The following is an 18,024-nucleotide window of genomic DNA, read 5'->3' as shown; positions in this document are numbered from 1 at the left end:
TGGGGGGATGGGGAGATGGGGAGAATAATAACTCACCAGTCATCAGTCAACACCCCCAATGCCCAATGCCCCCTGCCCAATGCCCAATGCCCAATAACTACAAAAAATTTCCAATTTTCAACTCAAAAATACTTGACAAATAGAAAAAAAATAGCGACAATAGGAAAGTTGCAAATCAAGGGACTGTAGTTCAATTGGTTAGAGCACCGCCCTGTCACGGCGGAAGTTGCGGGTTCGAGCCCCGTCAGTCCCGTTCTAAAATCATAATTAATGAACGTAAATATTAAATGTTGAGTTCTGAGTGTCAGAGTAACGCAACTTAGTTACTTAGTATTACTGAAATCAGTACAAAGCTAAGAAATTCTATCTTTAATGGACTCAGAACTTAATCTTTAAATATTAAGGTACATTTATTCATGCTTTGCAAAAGAGAGAATTAACTGTGACTGTCAGAGTCCGTATAGCGCCGAGTCCTACTGGAAATTTACATATTGGTACAGCGAGAACGGCTGTATTTAACTGGTTATTTGCCCGTCACCACGGTGGGAAGTTTATTCTGAGAATAGAAGACACAGACCTAGAGCGATCGCGTCCTGAATATACAGAAAATATCCTTCAAGGACTGCGTTGGCTAGGACTGAACTGGGATGAAGGGCCATTTTTTCAATCCCAACGCTTGGATCTTTATAAACAAGCAGTACAACAACTCTTAGACCGGGGGTTAGCTTATCGCTGCTACACCACCTCTGAAGAACTAGAGGCTCTACGAGAAGCTCAAAAAGCTAGAGGCGAAGCTCCTCGCTATGACAACCGTCACCGCAACCTCACCCCAGAACAACGTGCCGCTTTTGAAGCAGAAGGCCGTTCTTCTGTGATTCGCTTCAAAATCGAAGACCATCGCGAAATTGTCTGGAATGATTTAGTCAGGGGAAAAATGTCTTGGCGAGGTAGTGATTTAGGTGGCGATATGGTCATCGCCCGCGCCTCCGAAGAGGGTAGCGGTCAACCTTTATACAACTTCGTAGTTGTAGTGGATGACATCGATATGCAAATCACCCACGTGATTCGCGGAGAAGACCACATCGCCAACACGGCCAAGCAAATTTTGCTGTATGAAGCTTTGGGGGCAAAAATCCCAGAATTTGCCCACTCGCCACTGATTTTAAACAAAGAAGGGCGTAAGCTTTCCAAGCGAGATGGCGTCACTTCCATTTCTGACTTTCAGCAAATGGGCTTTACTGCTGAAGGCTTGGTAAATTACATGACATTGCTTGGTTGGTCGCCCCCAGACTCAACCCAAGAAATATTTACCTTAGAAGCAGCCGCTAAGGAATTTAGCTTTGAGCGGGTTAATAAAGCAGGTGCAAAATTTGACTGGGACAAGCTGGATTGGTTGAACAGTCAATATATCCACAACACCCCTGTAGATAAACTCACAGATTTACTCATACCCTATTGGGAAGCAGCCGGGTATAAATTTGATGGTGGACGCACTCGCCCTTGGTTAGAACAGCTAGTAGCTTTAATTAGCCAAAGCTTGACTCGATTAGTAGATGCTGTGGCTATGAGTCAAGTGTTTTTCAGCGACACAGTTGAATTTAGTGACGAAGCAAAAACACAACTCAAGCAAGAAGGTTCTGCTGCTGTGCTTGAGGGTATTGTCACAGCTTTGGAAAATCAGCCACAACTCTCTGAGGAATCTGCTCAGGACATAATTAAACAAGTGGTCAAAGAGCAAAAAGTCAAAAAAGGCTTAGTCATGCGATCGCTAAGAGCAGCCTTAACCGGAGACGTTCATGGCCCCGACCTCATCCAATCTTGGTTACTACTAAATCAAATTGGTTTAGATCGACCGCGCTTAAATAGAGCAATAACTGAAAGTAGACAGTAGGGAGTGGGGAGATGGGGAGATGAGGGGATAGGGAAGTGTGGGGAGTGTGGGGAGTGTGGGGGGAAAGATTTCTTCCTCATCCTCCCACACCTCCCACCCCTCCCACACCTGCTGCTTCCGCAATGCCCAATGCCCAATGCCCTATTCGCTTTCCTAGTCAATTCTCCTCAGATTGGGAACTTGGTATGTAAAATTCATGTCTTCAAAAGCACTTAGAAGCAAACCTAATTACAATGCCAACAAAAGCGCTCAATAGAGGGATGAAATTATCGTTGATGATAGTTACGCTTTTCATCACTTCAGTTAGTGTTATGGCTGATGCCCAAGAAGCGCCAACGATATTTGGAGATGTGACCATTGGCCCCCAGTTTTCCCCAGACCCACTGACAGTCCGCGGGATGAGTGGAGGCTCAGTATCTGGAAATCAAATAGCTGGTAGAACTGAAACAGCCACCGGCCCTTGTACTGGATTTGTCGATGAAACACCAGACCACACATTAGTATTAACAAGTAAATTTGATTACCTTAAGCTACAAGTCCAAAGCCCTGAGGATACCACCATGATTGTGAAGGGCCCTGGTGGTACTTGGTGCAATGACGATTTTGACAATAAAAATGCCGGCATTGTTGGTGAATGGCTGGCTGGAACTTACCAAATTTGGGTTGGTTCCTACGACAAAGGCAAGTATCTTCCTTACACTCTACAAATGACAGAAGTGAAGTAGGGTATGGGGCATTGGGTGTGGGGAAAGGGGTAAGGGGTAAGGGGGAAAGGTTAAATTTATCCCTTTATCCTTTACCCTTTAACCTTTTCCCCTACCTCCTACACCTCCCACGCCTTCCCATACCCAATGCCCAATGCCCATTCTCTTTATTTTCTCGTGCGATATTGTATTAAAATTAAGTTAACTTTAATTAAGATTCTTATTGGCATAGCCATAATGGTCTAGTGCCTTTAGAACTGTGCATGTAAGAAATCAAATTAAACAAAATGGATTTATGAACATCCGTTTAACGGCTCAAAGTGACAAAATCATAAACCTTACATTGCTAAGGGTAATGAGTTGTATAAACATCTAGAGGCAAATTAACATGAAATTTTCCTGGAAAGTCCTGGCACTCTGGACGTTGCCGGCTTTGGTAATTGGCTTTTTCTTCTGGCAAGGGGCTTTCGCAGGTGCGCCTGCGGATATGACTAAAAATGCCGCCAATACTCGGATGACCTATGGTCGTTTCCTAGAATATTTGGATGCCGATCGCGTCATCAGTGTCGATCTCTACGAAGGCGGTAGAACAGCAATTTTAGAAGCCCGCGATCCAGACTTGGAAAATCACGTCCAAAGGTGGCGGGTGGATCTGCCTGTTAACGCCCCTGAGTTAATTACCAAGCTTAAAGAAAAGGCAATTAGTTTTGATGCTCACCCCATGCGGAATGATGGTGCAATTTGGGGATTATTGGGCAATCTAGTGTTTCCTGTTTTATTGATTACTGGATTATTCTTTTTGTTCCGCCGTTCTAGCAACCTTCCCGGCGGCCCCGGTCAAGCAATGAACTTCGGCAAATCCCGCGCCCGCTTCCAAATGGAGGCAAAAACTGGGGTCAAATTTGACGATGTAGCCGGGATTGAAGAAGCTAAGGAAGAATTGCAAGAGGTTGTCACCTTCCTCAAACAACCAGAAAGATTTACAGCTGTGGGCGCACGCATTCCCAAGGGAGTGCTGTTAGTCGGGCCTCCTGGAACTGGTAAAACTTTACTGGCAAAAGCGATCGCTGGGGAAGCTGGCGTACCATTTTTTAGCATTTCTGGTTCCGAGTTCGTGGAAATGTTCGTTGGTGTGGGTGCTTCCCGCGTCCGCGATTTGTTCAAGAAAGCTAAAGATAACGCTCCCTGTATCATCTTCATCGATGAAATCGACGCTGTGGGTAGACAACGGGGTGCTGGTATCGGTGGCGGTAACGACGAAAGAGAGCAAACTCTCAACCAACTACTAACCGAAATGGATGGGTTTGAAGGTAACACAGGCATCATTATTATTGCTGCTACCAACCGCCCAGACGTATTAGACTCAGCATTGTTGCGTCCCGGACGATTTGACCGCCAAGTAACAGTAGATTCACCCGACATCAAAGGACGTTTGGAAATTCTACAAGTCCACGCGCGCAACAAGAAACTAGACCCTAGCGTATCCTTAGAAGCGATCGCTCGCCGCACTCCTGGATTTACTGGTGCTGATTTAGCTAACTTACTCAACGAAGCGGCAATTCTCACCGCTAGAAGACGCAAAGAAGCTATCACTCTCCGGGAAATTGATGATGCGGTGGATCGGGTAGTAGCTGGGATGGAAGGTACTCCATTGGTAGACAGCAAGAGCAAGCGCTTAATTGCCTACCATGAAATTGGACACGCTTTAGTGGGAACTTTGTTAAAAGACCACGACCCAGTGCAGAAAGTTACCTTGATTCCACGGGGACAAGCACAGGGTTTGACTTGGTTTACTCCCAACGAAGAACAAGGTTTAATTTCTCGTTCCCAGTTAAAAGCTCGGATTACTGGTGCTTTGGGCGGTCGCGCTGCGGAAGAAGTGATTTTTGGCGCTGCGGAAGTAACCACTGGCGCAGGTGGAGATTTGCAGCAGTTGTCAGGAATGGCGCGGCAAATGGTAACCCGGTTTGGGATGTCAGATTTAGGCCCCTTATCCTTGGAAAGCCAACAAGGCGAAGTGTTCTTGGGTCGTGACTGGACAACCCGGTCTGAGTATTCTGAATCCATCGCTTCTCGCATCGATGGACAAGTGAGAGCGATCGTTGAAGATTGCTATGAAACTGCGAAGAAAATCATCCGCGACCATCGCACTGTCACCGATCGCTTGGTAGATTTGCTCATCGAAAAAGAAACCATCGACGGCGAAGAATTCCGTCAGATTGTAGCTGAGTACGCTGAGGTTCCAGAAAAACAACAGTACGTACCACAACTATAATAATTAACTCTTTTCTGGTCTGATAGAAAATTAACAAATAGCCAAGAAATCAAATGAGGATAGCACATACTATCCTCATTTTTTTATACTGCTGAGATATGACTTACAAATAAATATATCTATGGGTGAAAAAGTACTTAAGTTCTGTGCTAAATATATTTTTGTTCCTAGAGGAATTTGGGTATGCCAAGACGTAAGCGCGGAGTTATACTCACTTCTATTGGTTTACAGAAGTTTGAGGAAGCAAGGCACAAGTTTGAGTTTCAAGATAATTTTGGCAAGAGATTCACTCTTGAAGAGTTAAGCCACCGCACTAACTTAGACCCTCTAACAATTAGAAAAGTTTTGAATCGTAGGAAGGGAGTTGACAAGCGAACACTTGAGGCTCTCTTTCTTGGTTTTGGTAGCTCCCTATACGAAGGCTATTATTCCACCTCAGATTCCAATTGTCGTCAAGATTGGGGGGAAGCTGTTTCTGTCTTAGCCTTTTACGGACGTACAGAGGAACTCAATATTTTAGATGAGTGGCTACTGAAGGATTGCTGTCGGTTAGTCACCATTTTGGGAATGGGTGGAGTCGGGAAAACAAGTCTGTCCATCAAATTGGCAGAACTAATGCAGGATAAATTTGATTGTATTGTCTGGCGATCGCTGTATGACGCTCCACCAATTGATACGTTCTTAAGTGGCATCATCGAGTTTTTGTCTGAGGAGCAAGAAACTGAAACAGAATTGCCAGAAAGCGTCAGTGAAAAGATTTCTCTGTTACTGAACTTGTTTAAGGAGATGCGCTGCTTAGTGGTGTTCGATAATGTAGATGCTCTGTTCCGTGGTGGAAGTCGAACCGGACAATATAGCCTGGGATACGAGCAGTATGGCGAACTCCTGGAACGAGTTGGTGAAGCAGATCACCGCAGTTGTTTGCTACTGACAACGCGAGAAAAACCCAAAGAGGTGGCTTCTTTGGAAGGAGAAGCTTTGCTGGTACGAACTTTGCGATTGAGTGGACTCAAAGAAGGAGATGGAGAGGAAATTCTTAAAAGTAAGAGGCTCAAGGGTGCAGAAACTCAATTCAACGCACTGGTAAGACGCTATGGAGGTAATGCCTTAGCTTTAAAAATTGTCGGAACTACGATTCAAGATTTATTCGATGGTTATATTTCTGAGTTTTTAAAGGAGGAAACCACCGTATTTGGAGATCTTCGCGACCTATTAGAACAACAATTTGAGCGTTTATCTGATGGGGGAAAGCACATAATGTACTGGCTGGCCATTAATCGCGAACCAGTGAGCCTCTCCAAATTACGAGAAGATTTAGTTTCGCCTTTTCCCCAACTTAATTTAGTAGAAACCCTGGAATCTTTGGGACGGCGATCGCTCATTGAACGACATGCAGTCTGTTTTACCCTACAGCCAGTGGTGATGGAGTATGTGACAAGTCGCTTGGTTGAGGAAGTGTCTGAAGAAATTGCTCAACACCAATTTTCTCTTTTTAGAAGTCATGCTCTAATTAAAGCTACTGCCAAAGACTATGTCAGAGAAACTCAAATTCGTCTCATTCTCTATCCCACCATCGACCGATTAATTCAACTGTTTCAAGGCAAAAAAAACTTGGAATATCAACTGACTCAAATCTTACTTCACCAGCAAGAAAAGTCCCCCTTAGAACCGGGATATTTAGCAGGTAATATTCTTAATCTACTCAATCAGCTAGGAACTAATTTAACTGGTTATGATTTCTCTGGCTTAACCATTTGGCAGGCCGATTTACGAGATGTAAATTTACAAAACACGAATTTTGCTTACGCAAATATAGCAAGGTGTACCTTTAGTCAAACCTTTGGCGCTATTTATGCAGTAGCCTTTAGTCCTGATGGAGAACTTCTGGCGGTAGGTGACAGTAATGGAGAAATTCACCTGTACCAAGTGAGGGATGTGCAACCAGTCTTAATCTGCACGCGGCACAAAAGTTGGGTAACATCACTAGCCTTCAGTCCTGATGGCAAAATTCTTGCTAGCGGTAGCACAGATTACACAATTAAGCTATGGGATGTGAGTACCGGTCAGTGCCTCCGCACTTTAGAAGGGCATACAAACGAGGTTTGGTCGGTTGCATTTAGTCAAGATAATTGCACATTAGCAAGTGGTAGCGATGACGACACCGTGAAGCTATGGAATACCAGTACTGGAGAATGCTTGAAAACACTGCAAGGACATTTAAGTTGGGCACTTTCTGTTGTTTTCAAAGCAGAGAGTCAACTGTTGAGTGGTAGTGACGATCGCACTGTTAAATTGTGGGATATCAACACAGGAGAGTGTATTCAAAGCTTTGAAAAACATCACAATGGTGGAATCAGGTCAATTAGCCTCAGTCCAAACCATCAAATACTTGCAAGTGGTAGCGAAGATCGAAGCATTAGGCTATGGAATACCCAAACGGGTGAGTGTCTCAAAACGCTTCTGGGGCATTCTAATCGAGTGTTTTCAGTGGCCTTCAGTCCCCAAGGCGACATTTTGGCTAGTGGCGGGCACGATCATCAGGTGAAGTTATGGAGTCTCGATACAGGTGAATGTTTTAAAACCCTGCAAGGGCATTTCAGTTGGGTCTTTGCAGTTGCCTTCAGTCCCCAAGGTAAGCTTTTGGCTAGCGGCGGACACGATCAAACTGTGAAGCTATGGAGTGTAGACACAGGTGAATGCCTCAATACCTTACAAGGATACACCAATCAAATACTCTCTGTTAGCTTTAGTCCTGTGAGCGCCAGTTTGCCGTCAACTATTGGTCAAATTGTTGCTAGTAGTAGCCGCGATCGCACTGTCAGGTTATGGGATACCGCCACTGGTGAATGCCTCAAAGTTTTAAAAGGACATAGCAACTGGGTTTATTCCGCAATCTTTCATCCTCAAGGAAATATGCTAATTAGCAGTAGCGGAGATAAAACAGTAAAGATATGGGATGTTCGGTCTGGTCAAACCTTAAGAACCTTGCAAGGACATCGCGCAGCAGTTTTATCCATTGCCTTGAGTCCAGACAGCCAGACAATAGCAAGTGGTAGTGAAGATTCTACGATTAAACTCTGGAACATCCGTTCTGGTCAAATCTTAAAAACCTTACAGGGGCATGAAGCTGCCATTTGGTCAGTTGCCTTCATTTCTCAAGGAGAAATATTAGCCAGTGGTTCCTGGGATCAAACAGTCAGGTTGTGGGATATTCACACAGGTGAGTGCCTCAGAACCTTGCAAGGACACACGAGTTGGATTTGGTCGATTGCCATCGCTCCTGATGGTAATACCCTAGCAAGTGCTAGTCCAGACCGAACAATCAGGTTGTGGAATCCACGTACTGGTGAATGCCTCAAAGTTTTGCCAGCAGACACAAACTGGTTGCAATCCATCGCCTTTAGCCCTGATGGCAGGATACTGGCTAGTACCAGTCACGATCTGACAATTAAGTTGTGGGATGTCTGCACGGGTCAGTGTCTAAAAGTTTTGCACGGACATACAGGTTTGGTTTGGTCGCTTGCCTTTAGTCCAGATAACCAAACCTTGGTTAGTGGCGGTGACGATGAAACCATTAGACTTTGGGATATCGTAACAGGCAAATGCTTAAAAACCATGAGAGCCAGTAAGCCCTATGAGCAAATGAATATTTTCGGAGTTAAAGGTTTAACTGAGGCCACAACTGCCACGTTGACCTCCTTAGGAGCTGTTATCTAATTCTGGGTGAACACAGAACATTAGGACTGACGCAACGCCGATATTGTCATTGCGACCGAAATGGAGTGTAGGGAAGCAATCCCAGCATCAGGGGAGATTACTTCGCTATCGCTCGTAATGACGGAATTACGTTATTTTTGCGTAAGTCCTGATTAGGACTGACGCGGGGACACGGTGACGCGGCGATGCAAGGAGATTTTGATAATACAGCAATTTTCACTAAATACACCACGTTGTAGGGGGGCACAGCTAGCTGTACCCCCCTACCAGGGATTGTGGCTTAAATAGATGAAAAACAAACTGCCCTCGCCGCTTCTAGGGTGCGGTCGATGTCTGCTTTTGTGTGGGCTAAAGAAGTAAATCCGGCTTCAAATTGAGACGGAGCTAAATAAACTCCATGTTCCAACATGCCGCGATGGAAGCGAGCAAATTTACTCAAGTCTGACTTTTTGGCATCCTCATAATTACGAACCGGGCCTTGGTTAAAGAAGAAACCAAACATGCCACTAATGTGACCGCCCCAGGCAGCATGACCTGTTTCTTTTGCAATCTCCAGCATTCCCTCTGCGAGTTGCTTGGTAAGGCCATCGAGATATTCATAAGTTCCTGGTTGCTGCAACAACTCTAGGGTCTTTATCCCTGCTGTCATTGCCAGTGGATTCCCCGACAGCGTTCCCGCTTGATACACGCTTCCAGCTGGAGCAACCATCGACATAATTTCTTGGCGACCGCCATAAGCCCCTACAGGTAGACCGCCGCCAATGACCTTACCTAAGGTAGTCAAGTCAGGAATGACGCCAAATTTTTCCTGCGCCCCACCGTAGGCAATACGAAAGCCTGTCATTACTTCATCAAATACCAGTAGCGCTCCATGCTGTTGGGTAATTGTTCGCAAACCTTCCAGAAAACCGGCAGCAGGTGGAATAAAACCTGCATTTCCCACAACAGGTTCAACAATAACACCAGCAATTTCATCACGATTTTGCTCGAATAATACTCTTACTGCTTCTAGGTCGTTGAAAGGAGCAGTCAGGGTGTTGCTAGTGACGGATTTGGGCACGCCAGGAGAATCAGGCAAGCCAAGGGTGGCAATACCAGAGCCAGCCTTAACGAGAAACATATCGGCGTGTCCGTGGTAACAGCCTTCAAACTTGATGACCTTCTCCCGCCCCGTAAAAGCTCGCATCAAACGAAGAACAGCCATACAAGCTTCAGTGCCGGAGTTGACAAAACGCACCATTTCGATACTGGGAACAGCATCGATTACCATCTGTGCCAGTACATTTTCCAGATAGCAGGGCGCACCAAAGCTAGTTCCTTTATTCAGGGCATCGTGCAGAGCAGCAATCACTTCCGGATGAGTGTGACCGCAGATAGCAGGCCCCCAACTGCCGACATAATCAGTATATTGATTGCCATCCACATCCCATATGTAAGCACCAAGGACGCGATCGAACACGATTGGCTTACCGCCCACAGATTTGAAAGCCCGTACTGGAGAACTGACTCCTCCTGGCATTAATTTTTGGGCAGCAGCAAAAATTTCCTCAGAATTGGTGGTTTTTAACTGAGTCGTCGCAATCATTATTTTTTCTCCGGAAATATTTGACTTGGGTTCTAAAATTAATTGACTAATACTGTTGACTGTTAACAGCTTCTATGAAAGATTTCACAAATGATTTACGACTGGTATAGCAATCGTAAATGAGTTACAAATCAATCTATAGGAATCCGATTTGATTAATGAACATATTTGTGTAAGAAGGGAACTCTTAACAGGAAAAAAGGAATTTAGGGATGTACTGAGTTTTTTCACCAAATCAAATATGAGTTTTATACTCGCCACTATTTATTTCCTACTCCCTATGTCAACAAATAGTTTCAGAAATCAAATAGGATGACTATAGTGATTAAGAGTAAAAAGCAAAATCTTATTTCAATTCGAGCATGATTTCATTGCGTCTGAATGCAGGCAAAATAAAGGGAGAGTCATAGAAAGCATAAATCGGTTTACCTTTTGCCTCCATACCTTGCCGAGCGAGAAAAGCATATAATTTGGCTTCCTTTTCTTTTAATTGTTCATCCCCAGTTAAGCCGGAGAAACGGATTACAGCTACTTTGTTGCTGGGAACTTCTTTGATAGTAATGCGGGAGTCTTTTGGTTTCGGTAGGGTTGTTAATGTATATTGTGACGGCATTACGAACTGTATCACCCAAGCTTTGGTGGCGATATTTTCTCCTGCTTGTTGTTGAATGACGGGGGCAGTCATGGCGATTTTTTCACTTGACTGTGATTGCGTCACAGGTGCAGTCATGGCGATTTTGGTTACAGAGGTGTTTTCACCAAATATGTAAGTGGCAAGAAGAGAAAATCCTGCTTTATTTGCTCGATATCTTTCAGCTTGAATGACTGTTTCGGCAACAATTTTTGGTTCGTATTGCCGTATTTCAATATCACCATAGGATTGCAAGACGTAATATTTTGGTTCTTCGGTTTGACTCATCAGACTTTCACAAATAACTAAAATTAATGGTATTAAAAGAATAGAAAATTACAATTTGAATAGTACAACGAGGGTGGACATCAATTCTTTTGACTGACTCGGTAGCGATACTAGCCACTTATTTGTTGTACTAACCTTCCATCTTCCATGTGGATGATGCGATCGGCAATATCGAGAATTCGATTATCGTGGGTGACGAGTAAAATTGTGCAACCTTGTTGTTTAGCTAAACGCTGCATGATATCCACAACATCGCGGCCTGATTTTTTATCGAGAGCAGCAGTAGGTTCGTCAGCAAGAACAATTTTCGGATGACTGGCTAGGGCGCGGGCGATCGCCACTCGTTGCTTTTGCCCTCCAGAGAGACTGTCTGCATAATAATCGATGCGATCGCCTAAACCAACACTTTTAAGACTATCCGTCGCCAGCCGATCCATATCTTGCTTGAGGTATTCATCGTGCAGTTCTAAAGACATGCGGACATTCTGCTTGGCTGTTAAAAAAGTCAACAAATTGTGTGCCTGAAAAATATAACCAATCTGCCGCCGCACTTGTATCAATTGTTTCTTAGAGGCTCCACACATTTCCTGTCCCAAAACTTTTAACTTGCCTTGTTTAGCGGTTCTCAATCCACCTATGAGTGTTAGTAAGGTAGTTTTACCAGAACCAGATGGCCCAGTCATAATCACAATCTCTCCAGAATAAATGTCGAGATTAATATCAAACAAAACTTGTTTGCAAAGTTCTCCCCGCCCAAAGTAGTAATTAAGGTGGGAAATTGAAATAACGGGTTGTAGAGAAGCGTTTGGAAGTGAAAGTTTTGAGGTGTGAGTTTCGAGATTGATTTTTTGCAGCATGAGAGTCAAAATGCGAGTATTTTGATAAATTTCAACTCAAAATTCGTAATATTGAGGTTGGAAATTAAACGCAAAGGAGGCAAAGGTAAACGCAGAGGTACGCAAAGAATTGGCAAGGAAATGCTGTAGTTAAAAGATATCGGCGGGATCGGCTGCGCGTAATTTTTGCATAGCCAGGGTTCCGGCTCCAATACACATGACGAAAGTCAACACTAGTACGGTTATTGCGCGAGCTAGTTTCATGGCAGTGGGTAAAAACGTCACCGACTGAAAAAATACATAAAACCCACTAGAGAGCAAAAAACCTGGAATAAAGCCCAAAACGGCTAAAATGAAGGCTTCTTGGACGATAACTCCTATCAAATATATGTCGCTGTAACCCATTGCTTTTAAGGTGGCGTATTCGGGCAAATGATCGGAGACATCGCTATAGAGAATTTGATAAACAATCACTGCTCCCACTAAAAACCCAATTGCAACACCCAGGTTAAAAGTGGGGCCAATAGCCGAGCCTGTGGCCCAATATGCACTTTCACGGGCGGTGAATTCAGTGAGGTTTAGTACGAGTAAATCATCCGGTAGCTTGGCTCGCAATTCTGCTTGAATTTTGTCTATGGAGGCATTTGATTCTACGTCAACAATACCTAAATCGATGTCGTTTGCTTGGCGTTGGGGAAAAAGCCGCAAAAAGGTAGAATCGCTGGTGATGAGATTGCCGTCAGCAGAAAAAGAAGAACCAAGCTGAAATAATCCAACTATTTGAATTTGATAATCGTTAGTTTGAACCACAAGCGGATTCTGTTTTTTCAGTAAACTAGGAACGTCTCCAAGCTGAGGAAGTAATCCGGCTCTGTCAAACAGCGCTCTATTTAATAACTTCAGTTTATTCAGTTGTGGAGTCAGTTCTGGTAAGTCAAATGCCGGCTGATTGGGATCGATTCCGTAGACGAAAATTTGACGACTGGCTCGATTTTCAGGATTGCGCCAGGATGCTTGAGCTACATATAAGGTAGTAACGGATTTTACGCCTTCAATACCTGTGATTTTATAAAGTTTATTTCTAGAAAAAGTTTTGATAGATTGCAAGTTATCAGACAGTTTATTGACTAAAAATAAATCTCCTTTCAGTGTCGTATAAGGACTAACTTGGGAATCAAACAGTGCATCCCTGACTCCCAGTTGAAAAAACATAAGAAAATCTGCAAAGGCGATTCCTGCTATGGCAACTAACAAACGACTTCTTTGACGGCTCATTTGCCGCCAAGCAAGTGGAGTTTTAGGAAATAATTTGAACATATAGTGAGGAATTGGGGATTGCAAAATCATGAAAAAACTAACGGCAAAGGACGCCTAAACACCAAGTGGCTTAAGGCAGGGTAGGACGCAAACAAATAAAAGTTTCTGAGAGTTTTTGTGTAAGTCCTATCAAAATTCAAAATTAAACACTTGGAAGTGGAGACTTGAACTGCTACACGATTCAATATTTTCCCTATTGCCTGTTGCCTGTTGCCTGTTCCCTCTCAACATTATTGTTATTCGGCTCAATGGCAACCTGTACTTGCAAGTTAGTTAAGTTAGCCACTCGTTTGCTAGCTTGTGGATCGAGGGTAATTCTGACTTCAATGACTTTGCGATCGAGGTTTTCTCCGGGTTGGCCGCTAGTTACTTCTTGTTGCTTTACCTGTAGTCCAATGAGCCGAACGGTTCCGCGCAACTCTTCCGAGAAGGAATCGCTAGAAATCTTTACCTGTTGACCTTGGCGAACTTTGCCAATATCAGTTTGGTATACTTCTGCGATCGCTTGCATGGAATTGGTTTGTCCGAGTTCGGCAATACCTTTGTCACTGACGACTTCTCCGGGTTTAGCGTTAATCTCTAGGATGCGACCTGCTATGGGTGCGCGGATATAAACTTCCGCCAGATCGGCTTCAGCTTTTTTGACTGCGGCGATCGCTTTATTGACCTCTGCTTGAGCTGCTTGCACATCCACGGGACGTACTTCAGCAATTTCATCTAAGGTTGCCTTGGCTTGCTCGATTTGCTTTTGTAGAGTATCTACACTTTTATTTTGGTTGGCCCTAGCTTCGGTAAGCTGTGCTTGTGCTGTTTTCAAAGCAAGTCGTTTTCGGTCTGCCTCCAAAGCAGCGATCGCTCCTTCTTGGTAAAGGGAGGAATAGCGATTATACTCACTATTGGCAGTTGTAACTTCGGCTTGCCAGCGAGAAATTGTAGCATCTCTAGTAGCTATTTCGCCTTTTAATTCTTCTTGCAAGCGATTAATTTCAGCTTTTTGGGCGGCAATTTGTCCAGATTTAGCGCCGGCTTGCACCTTAGCTAACTGTGCTTGGGATACTTTCACTTGTGCTTGCGCTTCCAGGAGAGCATTTTGCAAGCGATCGCGCGAATCCATAACGGCCATTACTTGACCTGCTTGAACGCTACTACCCCGTTGTATGAGTAGTTGGGCGACGCGATCGTTGCTTAAGGTGGTAGGTACTGATACTTGGATGACTTCCGTTGTTGGTTCTATCCGTCCCAAAGCGGTAATGTCCTCAATCTCTGGTATGGATTGCACAACTGCAACGGGTTTGTTAGTTGGTTTTGATTGAGAAATACCGTAGAAAGCGATAATTCCTGTGAAGGCAGTACCAGCAGCAACTACAGCCAGCGTCCATTGTTTTGAAGGTTTCGAGAGCGATCGTAAATTCATGTCAATTCTTCAATTCCCTGTTCCCAGCAGATGTGTAACTCACCAACCCCCGTTGGGGCAAGAGTAGGGAGTAGTGAAAGAGATAGCCACAACAGGGTAACTTATTTTACTAACTCCCGGCTGCCGATTCCCTAATCCTTTTTGTTGACCCAATCTTGAGGCTTTAAGAATACTTCGTATAACTCGGCTTCTGGGGTATTGGGTTCTGGTTGATAGCCGTACTCCCAACGCACTAATGGAGGTAAAGACATCAAAATTGATTCCGTGCGTCCGTTGGTTTGCAGTCCGAAAATTGTGCCGCGATCGTAAACTAAATTGAATTCAACGTAGCGTCCGCGCCGATATAATTGAAAATTGCGTTGGCGATCGCCATACTCCATTGACTGCCGCCGCTGGACAATTGGCGTGTAAGCAGGTAAAAAAGCTCTACCACAATCCTGCACAAATGCAAATAATTCCTCCCAACTGCGGGTTTGTGGTCTGCCAACGCCATCGCTGTAGTTTGCCGCTACTCCTTTGGCGTCGGGGCCTTTATAAAGCTCACCTTCACCGTCCTGATAGTCAAAAAATATCCCACCCACGCCCCGCGTTTCTTGGCGATGTTTGAGATAAAAATACTCGTCGCACCAGGGTTTAAACACTGGATAATATTCAGAATGGTGTTTTTCACAAGCTTGCTTTAATGTCAAGTGAAAATGCGCTACATCTTCAACAAATGGATAGTAAGGCGTTAAATCGATGCCACCGCCAAACCACCAAACCGGGCCAGCTTCAAAGTAGCGGTAGTTGAGATGAACAGTTGGCACGTAAGGATTGCGCGGATGCAATACCATTGAAGTTCCAGTGGCATAAAACTGATGTCCATTGGCCTCTGGACGTTGTGCCAAAATTGAAGGCGGTAAGTGAGAACCCCAGACTTCCGAAAAGTTAACTCCACCTTGCTCGAATATCCCACCATCGCGGATGACGCGGGATCTACCACCGCCTCCTTCTGGTCGTTTCCATGCATCCTCTTGAAAGTTGGCAACTCCATCTAAAAGTTGCAAACCCTGACAAATTTCGTCTTGCAACTGTCGCATCAACTGGCTTACCCTAGCCTTGGCATCAACTGGGGGGAGAGGTTTGGATTGAGTTACTGGAGCAGTTAAAGTAGTTTTCATAGTGGTTTTATCTGGGAATAACTGGGCTGGGGATAGCGTTAATTGTTGATTGTTGAATGGTGACTGGATCTCAAGAATTTACTGCTCTAACACAGGCAAAAACTTGCGAATTAATCCGATGATTACTTCTGGTACTTCCAGTTCTGGATTCAAACCGACATCTTCTAGTTCTATAAATGCTTTAATGGCTTGGGGATTGAGATTCGCAAGGCGACGGCCTACGTCGGGGCCTGTAAACTTTGCTTGGCTTCCCCAAATAAAGATGGTAGGTGTTGTTAATTTTGGAATGTATTCTGATAGATCGAAGGATGAGTTACCTTGTAAAAATGATAGGGCGGCATACTCGGCATTTGGCTGCTCTGCCGATCGCACGAAAGCTTCTACAATTTCGGGAGAAAGACGATTGGGTCGAGCAAACACTCGCTCAAAAAAATCACGAATGCCAAAATTGCTGACTTGGCCTGTGTAAAGAACGCGATCGAGAATAGGAAGACTGGCAATTTGAGCAAAAAAGCTATTGCTGTAGTATTGCCTAAAATCTTTGATACCTGAGGGAAGCGTCAGAATAAGTGATTTAAACAGGTCGGGACGTTGGACTGCTGCTCGGATCGTAAATGCTCCTGTTAACGAAGAAGCAATTATTGTTACCGGAGGTTGGCACGTCTGCTCGATGAACTCAATCAACATCGTGATGTAGTCGTTTGGCAGATAAGTTTGTTCGAGACGATCCGATCGCCCCCAGCCAATTAAGTCGGGGGCCAAAACTCTATAATCTCCTGCAAATGCTGGATACACCTTCGACCAAGCGTAGGCAGATGCTCCGCCTCCAATACCGTGGAAAAATATCAAAGTTTCCCGTTCGGATACCGTATCGCCCATTCCATCGGTTGCCCAAAGTTCACCTTGGTTAGTGTAATAAGCCATCTTTCCCAAGCTAATTAAAACAGAGCGTTGAACAAAACCGAGTGGAATGAACATGATAAATTCCTCCTCTACAGGAATGATATGAAATCGAAACTTGTTGACTGTTGACTGGGGTAAAGGGCATGGGGCATTGGGCATTGGGCATTGGGCATGGGGAAAAGGGGAAAGATTAAATTTATCCCTTTTCCCTTTTCCCTTTTCCCTTTTCCCTTTAACCTTTTCCCCTGCCTCAAGAGCCAGACTTCAAAAGATGTGGTGAGAAATCCGGCATCAGTCATCAGTCAACGTTTTTAACCCCGCTGGACTGTTTGGAAAATTTCCGCCAAAATCTCTGTAGCTCCCTGTTGGCGCAAGTTATGAGCTAATTTGATACCTAAATTTTCGGCTTCGCTAGCAGTGCCGATAACTGAATCTTTGACTAGACGTTTGCCATCTACGCTGGCTACTAACCCTGTTAATGTTAATTTATTTTCAGTTAACTGCGTATTAACACCGATTGGTACTTGACAACCGCCTTCTAGTTCTCGTAGGAATGCACGTTCGGCTAAAACGCGATCGCGGGTGGGGATGTGTTCGATGGCTTTGAGTAATGACAGCACTTGTAAATCGTCAGCACGGCATTCTATTCCTAATGCTCCCTGGCCGACGGCATACAAAGAAAGTTCGGTGGGTAGAATTTGATGAATGCGATCGCTCATATCCAATCGCTGCAAACCTGCGGCGGCCAAAATCAGCGCATCGTATTCTCCATTATCCAGCTTTGCTAAGCGGGTATTTAAATTGCCGCGCACGTCCTTAAAAGTAAAGTGGGGGAAGTGGTGACGCAATTGTGCGAGGCGACGTAGAGAAGAAGTACCGATGACTGCGCCTTCTGGCAATGTATCGATTTGCTTATCTTTGTGGTTTTCATGCACCACTAAAGCATCTGCGGGGTTTTCCCGTTCTGTTACTGCTGCTAAAGTCAACCCCTGTGGCAAACAAGTAGGTAAATCCTTGAGAGAGTGAACTGCAAAGTCAATTTCCTGGTTGAGCATTCCCAATTCTAATTCTTTGGTGAATAGTCCTTTATCGCCAATCTTGGCTAATGCCACATCCAAGATGTTATCTCCTTGGGTGGACATGGTGTGGACTTCAAAGGAAATATCGGGAAACTGCTTTTGCAGTTGTTCTCGAACCCAGTAAGTTTGCACCAGTGCGAGTTGGCTTTTACGAGAACCGATGCGGATGGTGCGGTGGGGACTGGCAATATGAGATGAAGCGGGTTGAACTGAAGTCATACCTT

Annotated in this window: 13 protein-coding genes and 1 tRNA gene; 6 read left to right on the top strand and 8 right to left on the bottom strand. The window is 44.5% G+C overall.

The window, feature by feature from the left end; genetic code table 11:
• The first annotated feature begins 179 nt into the window (after positions 1-179).
• The 6 genes from VF06_RS33700 to VF06_RS33680 all read left to right on the top strand — a co-directional run bounded on the left by VF06_RS33700 (position 180) and on the right by VF06_RS33680 (position 8,587).
• Positions 180-253 (top strand) — tRNA-Asp (locus VF06_RS33700).
• Positions 254-442: 189 nt separating this feature from the next.
• Positions 443-1,891 (top strand): glutamate--tRNA ligase, encoded by a 1,449-nt coding sequence (gene gltX / locus VF06_RS33695; RefSeq protein WP_099072075.1) that lies wholly within the window; start codon positions 443-445, stop codon positions 1,889-1,891.
• A 35-nt stretch (positions 1,892-1,926) separates the two neighbouring features.
• On the top strand, positions 1,927-2,082 hold the full coding sequence (locus VF06_RS41635; protein WP_180267541.1) for a hypothetical protein: 156 nt from the start codon (positions 1,927-1,929) through the stop codon (positions 2,080-2,082).
• Positions 2,083-2,124: 42 nt separating this feature from the next.
• Positions 2,125-2,616 (top strand): hypothetical protein, encoded by a 492-nt coding sequence (locus VF06_RS33690; RefSeq protein ID WP_099072076.1) that lies wholly within the window; start codon positions 2,125-2,127, stop codon positions 2,614-2,616.
• A gap of 367 nt (positions 2,617-2,983) precedes the next feature.
• Positions 2,984-4,870, top strand: a complete 1,887-nt coding sequence (gene ftsH2, locus VF06_RS33685) for an ATP-dependent zinc metalloprotease FtsH2 (RefSeq protein WP_099072077.1) — start codon at positions 2,984-2,986, stop codon at positions 4,868-4,870.
• 183 nt (positions 4,871-5,053) lie between these two features.
• Positions 5,054-8,587: a WD40 domain-containing protein gene (locus tag VF06_RS33680; protein ID WP_099072078.1), complete on the top strand. Its 3,534-nt coding sequence runs from the start codon at positions 5,054-5,056 to the stop codon at positions 8,585-8,587.
• 280 nt (positions 8,588-8,867) lie between these two features.
• Here the strand turns inward: VF06_RS33680 and hemL are convergent, their stop codons facing one another.
• From hemL to hemC, 8 genes are all read right to left on the bottom strand, one after another.
• Positions 8,868-10,172 carry a glutamate-1-semialdehyde 2,1-aminomutase gene (gene hemL, locus VF06_RS33675; RefSeq protein WP_371411466.1) on the bottom strand — a complete coding sequence of 435 codons (1,305 nt, stop codon included), beginning with the start codon at positions 10,170-10,172 and terminating at the stop codon, positions 8,868-8,870.
• 346 nt (positions 10,173-10,518) lie between these two features.
• A complete protein-coding gene (locus VF06_RS33670) occupies positions 10,519-11,091 on the bottom strand; it encodes an SOUL family heme-binding protein (RefSeq protein ID WP_099072079.1) in 573 nt (190 codons plus the stop codon).
• A 110-nt stretch (positions 11,092-11,201) separates the two neighbouring features.
• Positions 11,202-11,948: a DevA family ABC transporter ATP-binding protein gene (locus tag VF06_RS33665; protein WP_099072080.1), complete on the bottom strand. Its 747-nt coding sequence runs from the start codon at positions 11,946-11,948 to the stop codon at positions 11,202-11,204.
• A 129-nt stretch (positions 11,949-12,077) separates the two neighbouring features.
• Positions 12,078-13,244, bottom strand: a complete 1,167-nt coding sequence (devC, locus tag VF06_RS33660) for an ABC transporter permease DevC (protein WP_099072088.1) — start codon at positions 13,242-13,244, stop codon at positions 12,078-12,080.
• 193 nt (positions 13,245-13,437) lie between these two features.
• Positions 13,438-14,658: an ABC exporter membrane fusion protein gene (locus VF06_RS33655; RefSeq protein WP_099072081.1), complete on the bottom strand. Its 1,221-nt coding sequence runs from the start codon at positions 14,656-14,658 to the stop codon at positions 13,438-13,440.
• A 131-nt stretch (positions 14,659-14,789) separates the two neighbouring features.
• On the bottom strand, positions 14,790-15,818 hold the full coding sequence (hemF, locus tag VF06_RS33650; protein WP_099072082.1) for an oxygen-dependent coproporphyrinogen oxidase: 1,029 nt from the start codon (positions 15,816-15,818) through the stop codon (positions 14,790-14,792).
• Between the two features lie 78 nt (positions 15,819-15,896).
• Positions 15,897-16,796, bottom strand: coding sequence for an alpha/beta fold hydrolase (locus tag VF06_RS33645; RefSeq protein WP_099072083.1), 900 nt, complete (start codon positions 16,794-16,796; stop codon positions 15,897-15,899).
• A gap of 236 nt (positions 16,797-17,032) precedes the next feature.
• Positions 17,033-18,019, bottom strand: coding sequence for a hydroxymethylbilane synthase (hemC, locus tag VF06_RS33635; RefSeq protein WP_099072085.1), 987 nt, complete (start codon positions 18,017-18,019; stop codon positions 17,033-17,035).
• Positions 18,020-18,024: the final 5 nt, after the last annotated feature.

Origin of the sequence: Nostoc linckia z4, assembly GCF_002608075.1 — a bacterium.
Taxonomy (GTDB): Bacteria; Cyanobacteriota; Cyanobacteriia; order Cyanobacteriales; family Nostocaceae; genus Nostoc; species Nostoc linckia.
This window is presented reverse-complemented; position numbering and strand designations above follow the sequence as displayed.

Coding starts and splice junctions, on each gene's coding strand:
- hemF (WP_099072082.1), bottom strand. CDS start 15,818: ATGAAAACTACTTTAACTGCTCCAGTAACTCAATCCAAACCTCTCCCC.
- VF06_RS33655 (WP_099072081.1), bottom strand. CDS start 14,658: ATGAATTTACGATCGCTCTCGAAACCTTCAAAACAATGGACGCTGGCT.
- VF06_RS33645 (WP_099072083.1), bottom strand. CDS start 16,796: ATGTTCATTCCACTCGGTTTTGTTCAACGCTCTGTTTTAATTAGCTTG.
- devC (WP_099072088.1), bottom strand. CDS start 13,244: ATGTTCAAATTATTTCCTAAAACTCCACTTGCTTGGCGGCAAATGAGC.
- ftsH2 (WP_099072077.1), top strand. CDS start 2,984: ATGAAATTTTCCTGGAAAGTCCTGGCACTCTGGACGTTGCCGGCTTTG.
- VF06_RS33665 (WP_099072080.1), bottom strand. CDS start 11,948: ATGCTGCAAAAAATCAATCTCGAAACTCACACCTCAAAACTTTCACTT.
- hemL (WP_371411466.1), bottom strand. CDS start 10,172: ATGATTGCGACGACTCAGTTAAAAACCACCAATTCTGAGGAAATTTTT.
- VF06_RS33680 (WP_099072078.1), top strand. CDS start 5,054: ATGCCAAGACGTAAGCGCGGAGTTATACTCACTTCTATTGGTTTACAG.
- VF06_RS33690 (WP_099072076.1), top strand. CDS start 2,125: ATGCCAACAAAAGCGCTCAATAGAGGGATGAAATTATCGTTGATGATA.
- VF06_RS33670 (WP_099072079.1), bottom strand. CDS start 11,091: ATGAGTCAAACCGAAGAACCAAAATATTACGTCTTGCAATCCTATGGT.
- hemC (WP_099072085.1), bottom strand. CDS start 18,019: ATGACTTCAGTTCAACCCGCTTCATCTCATATTGCCAGTCCCCACCGC.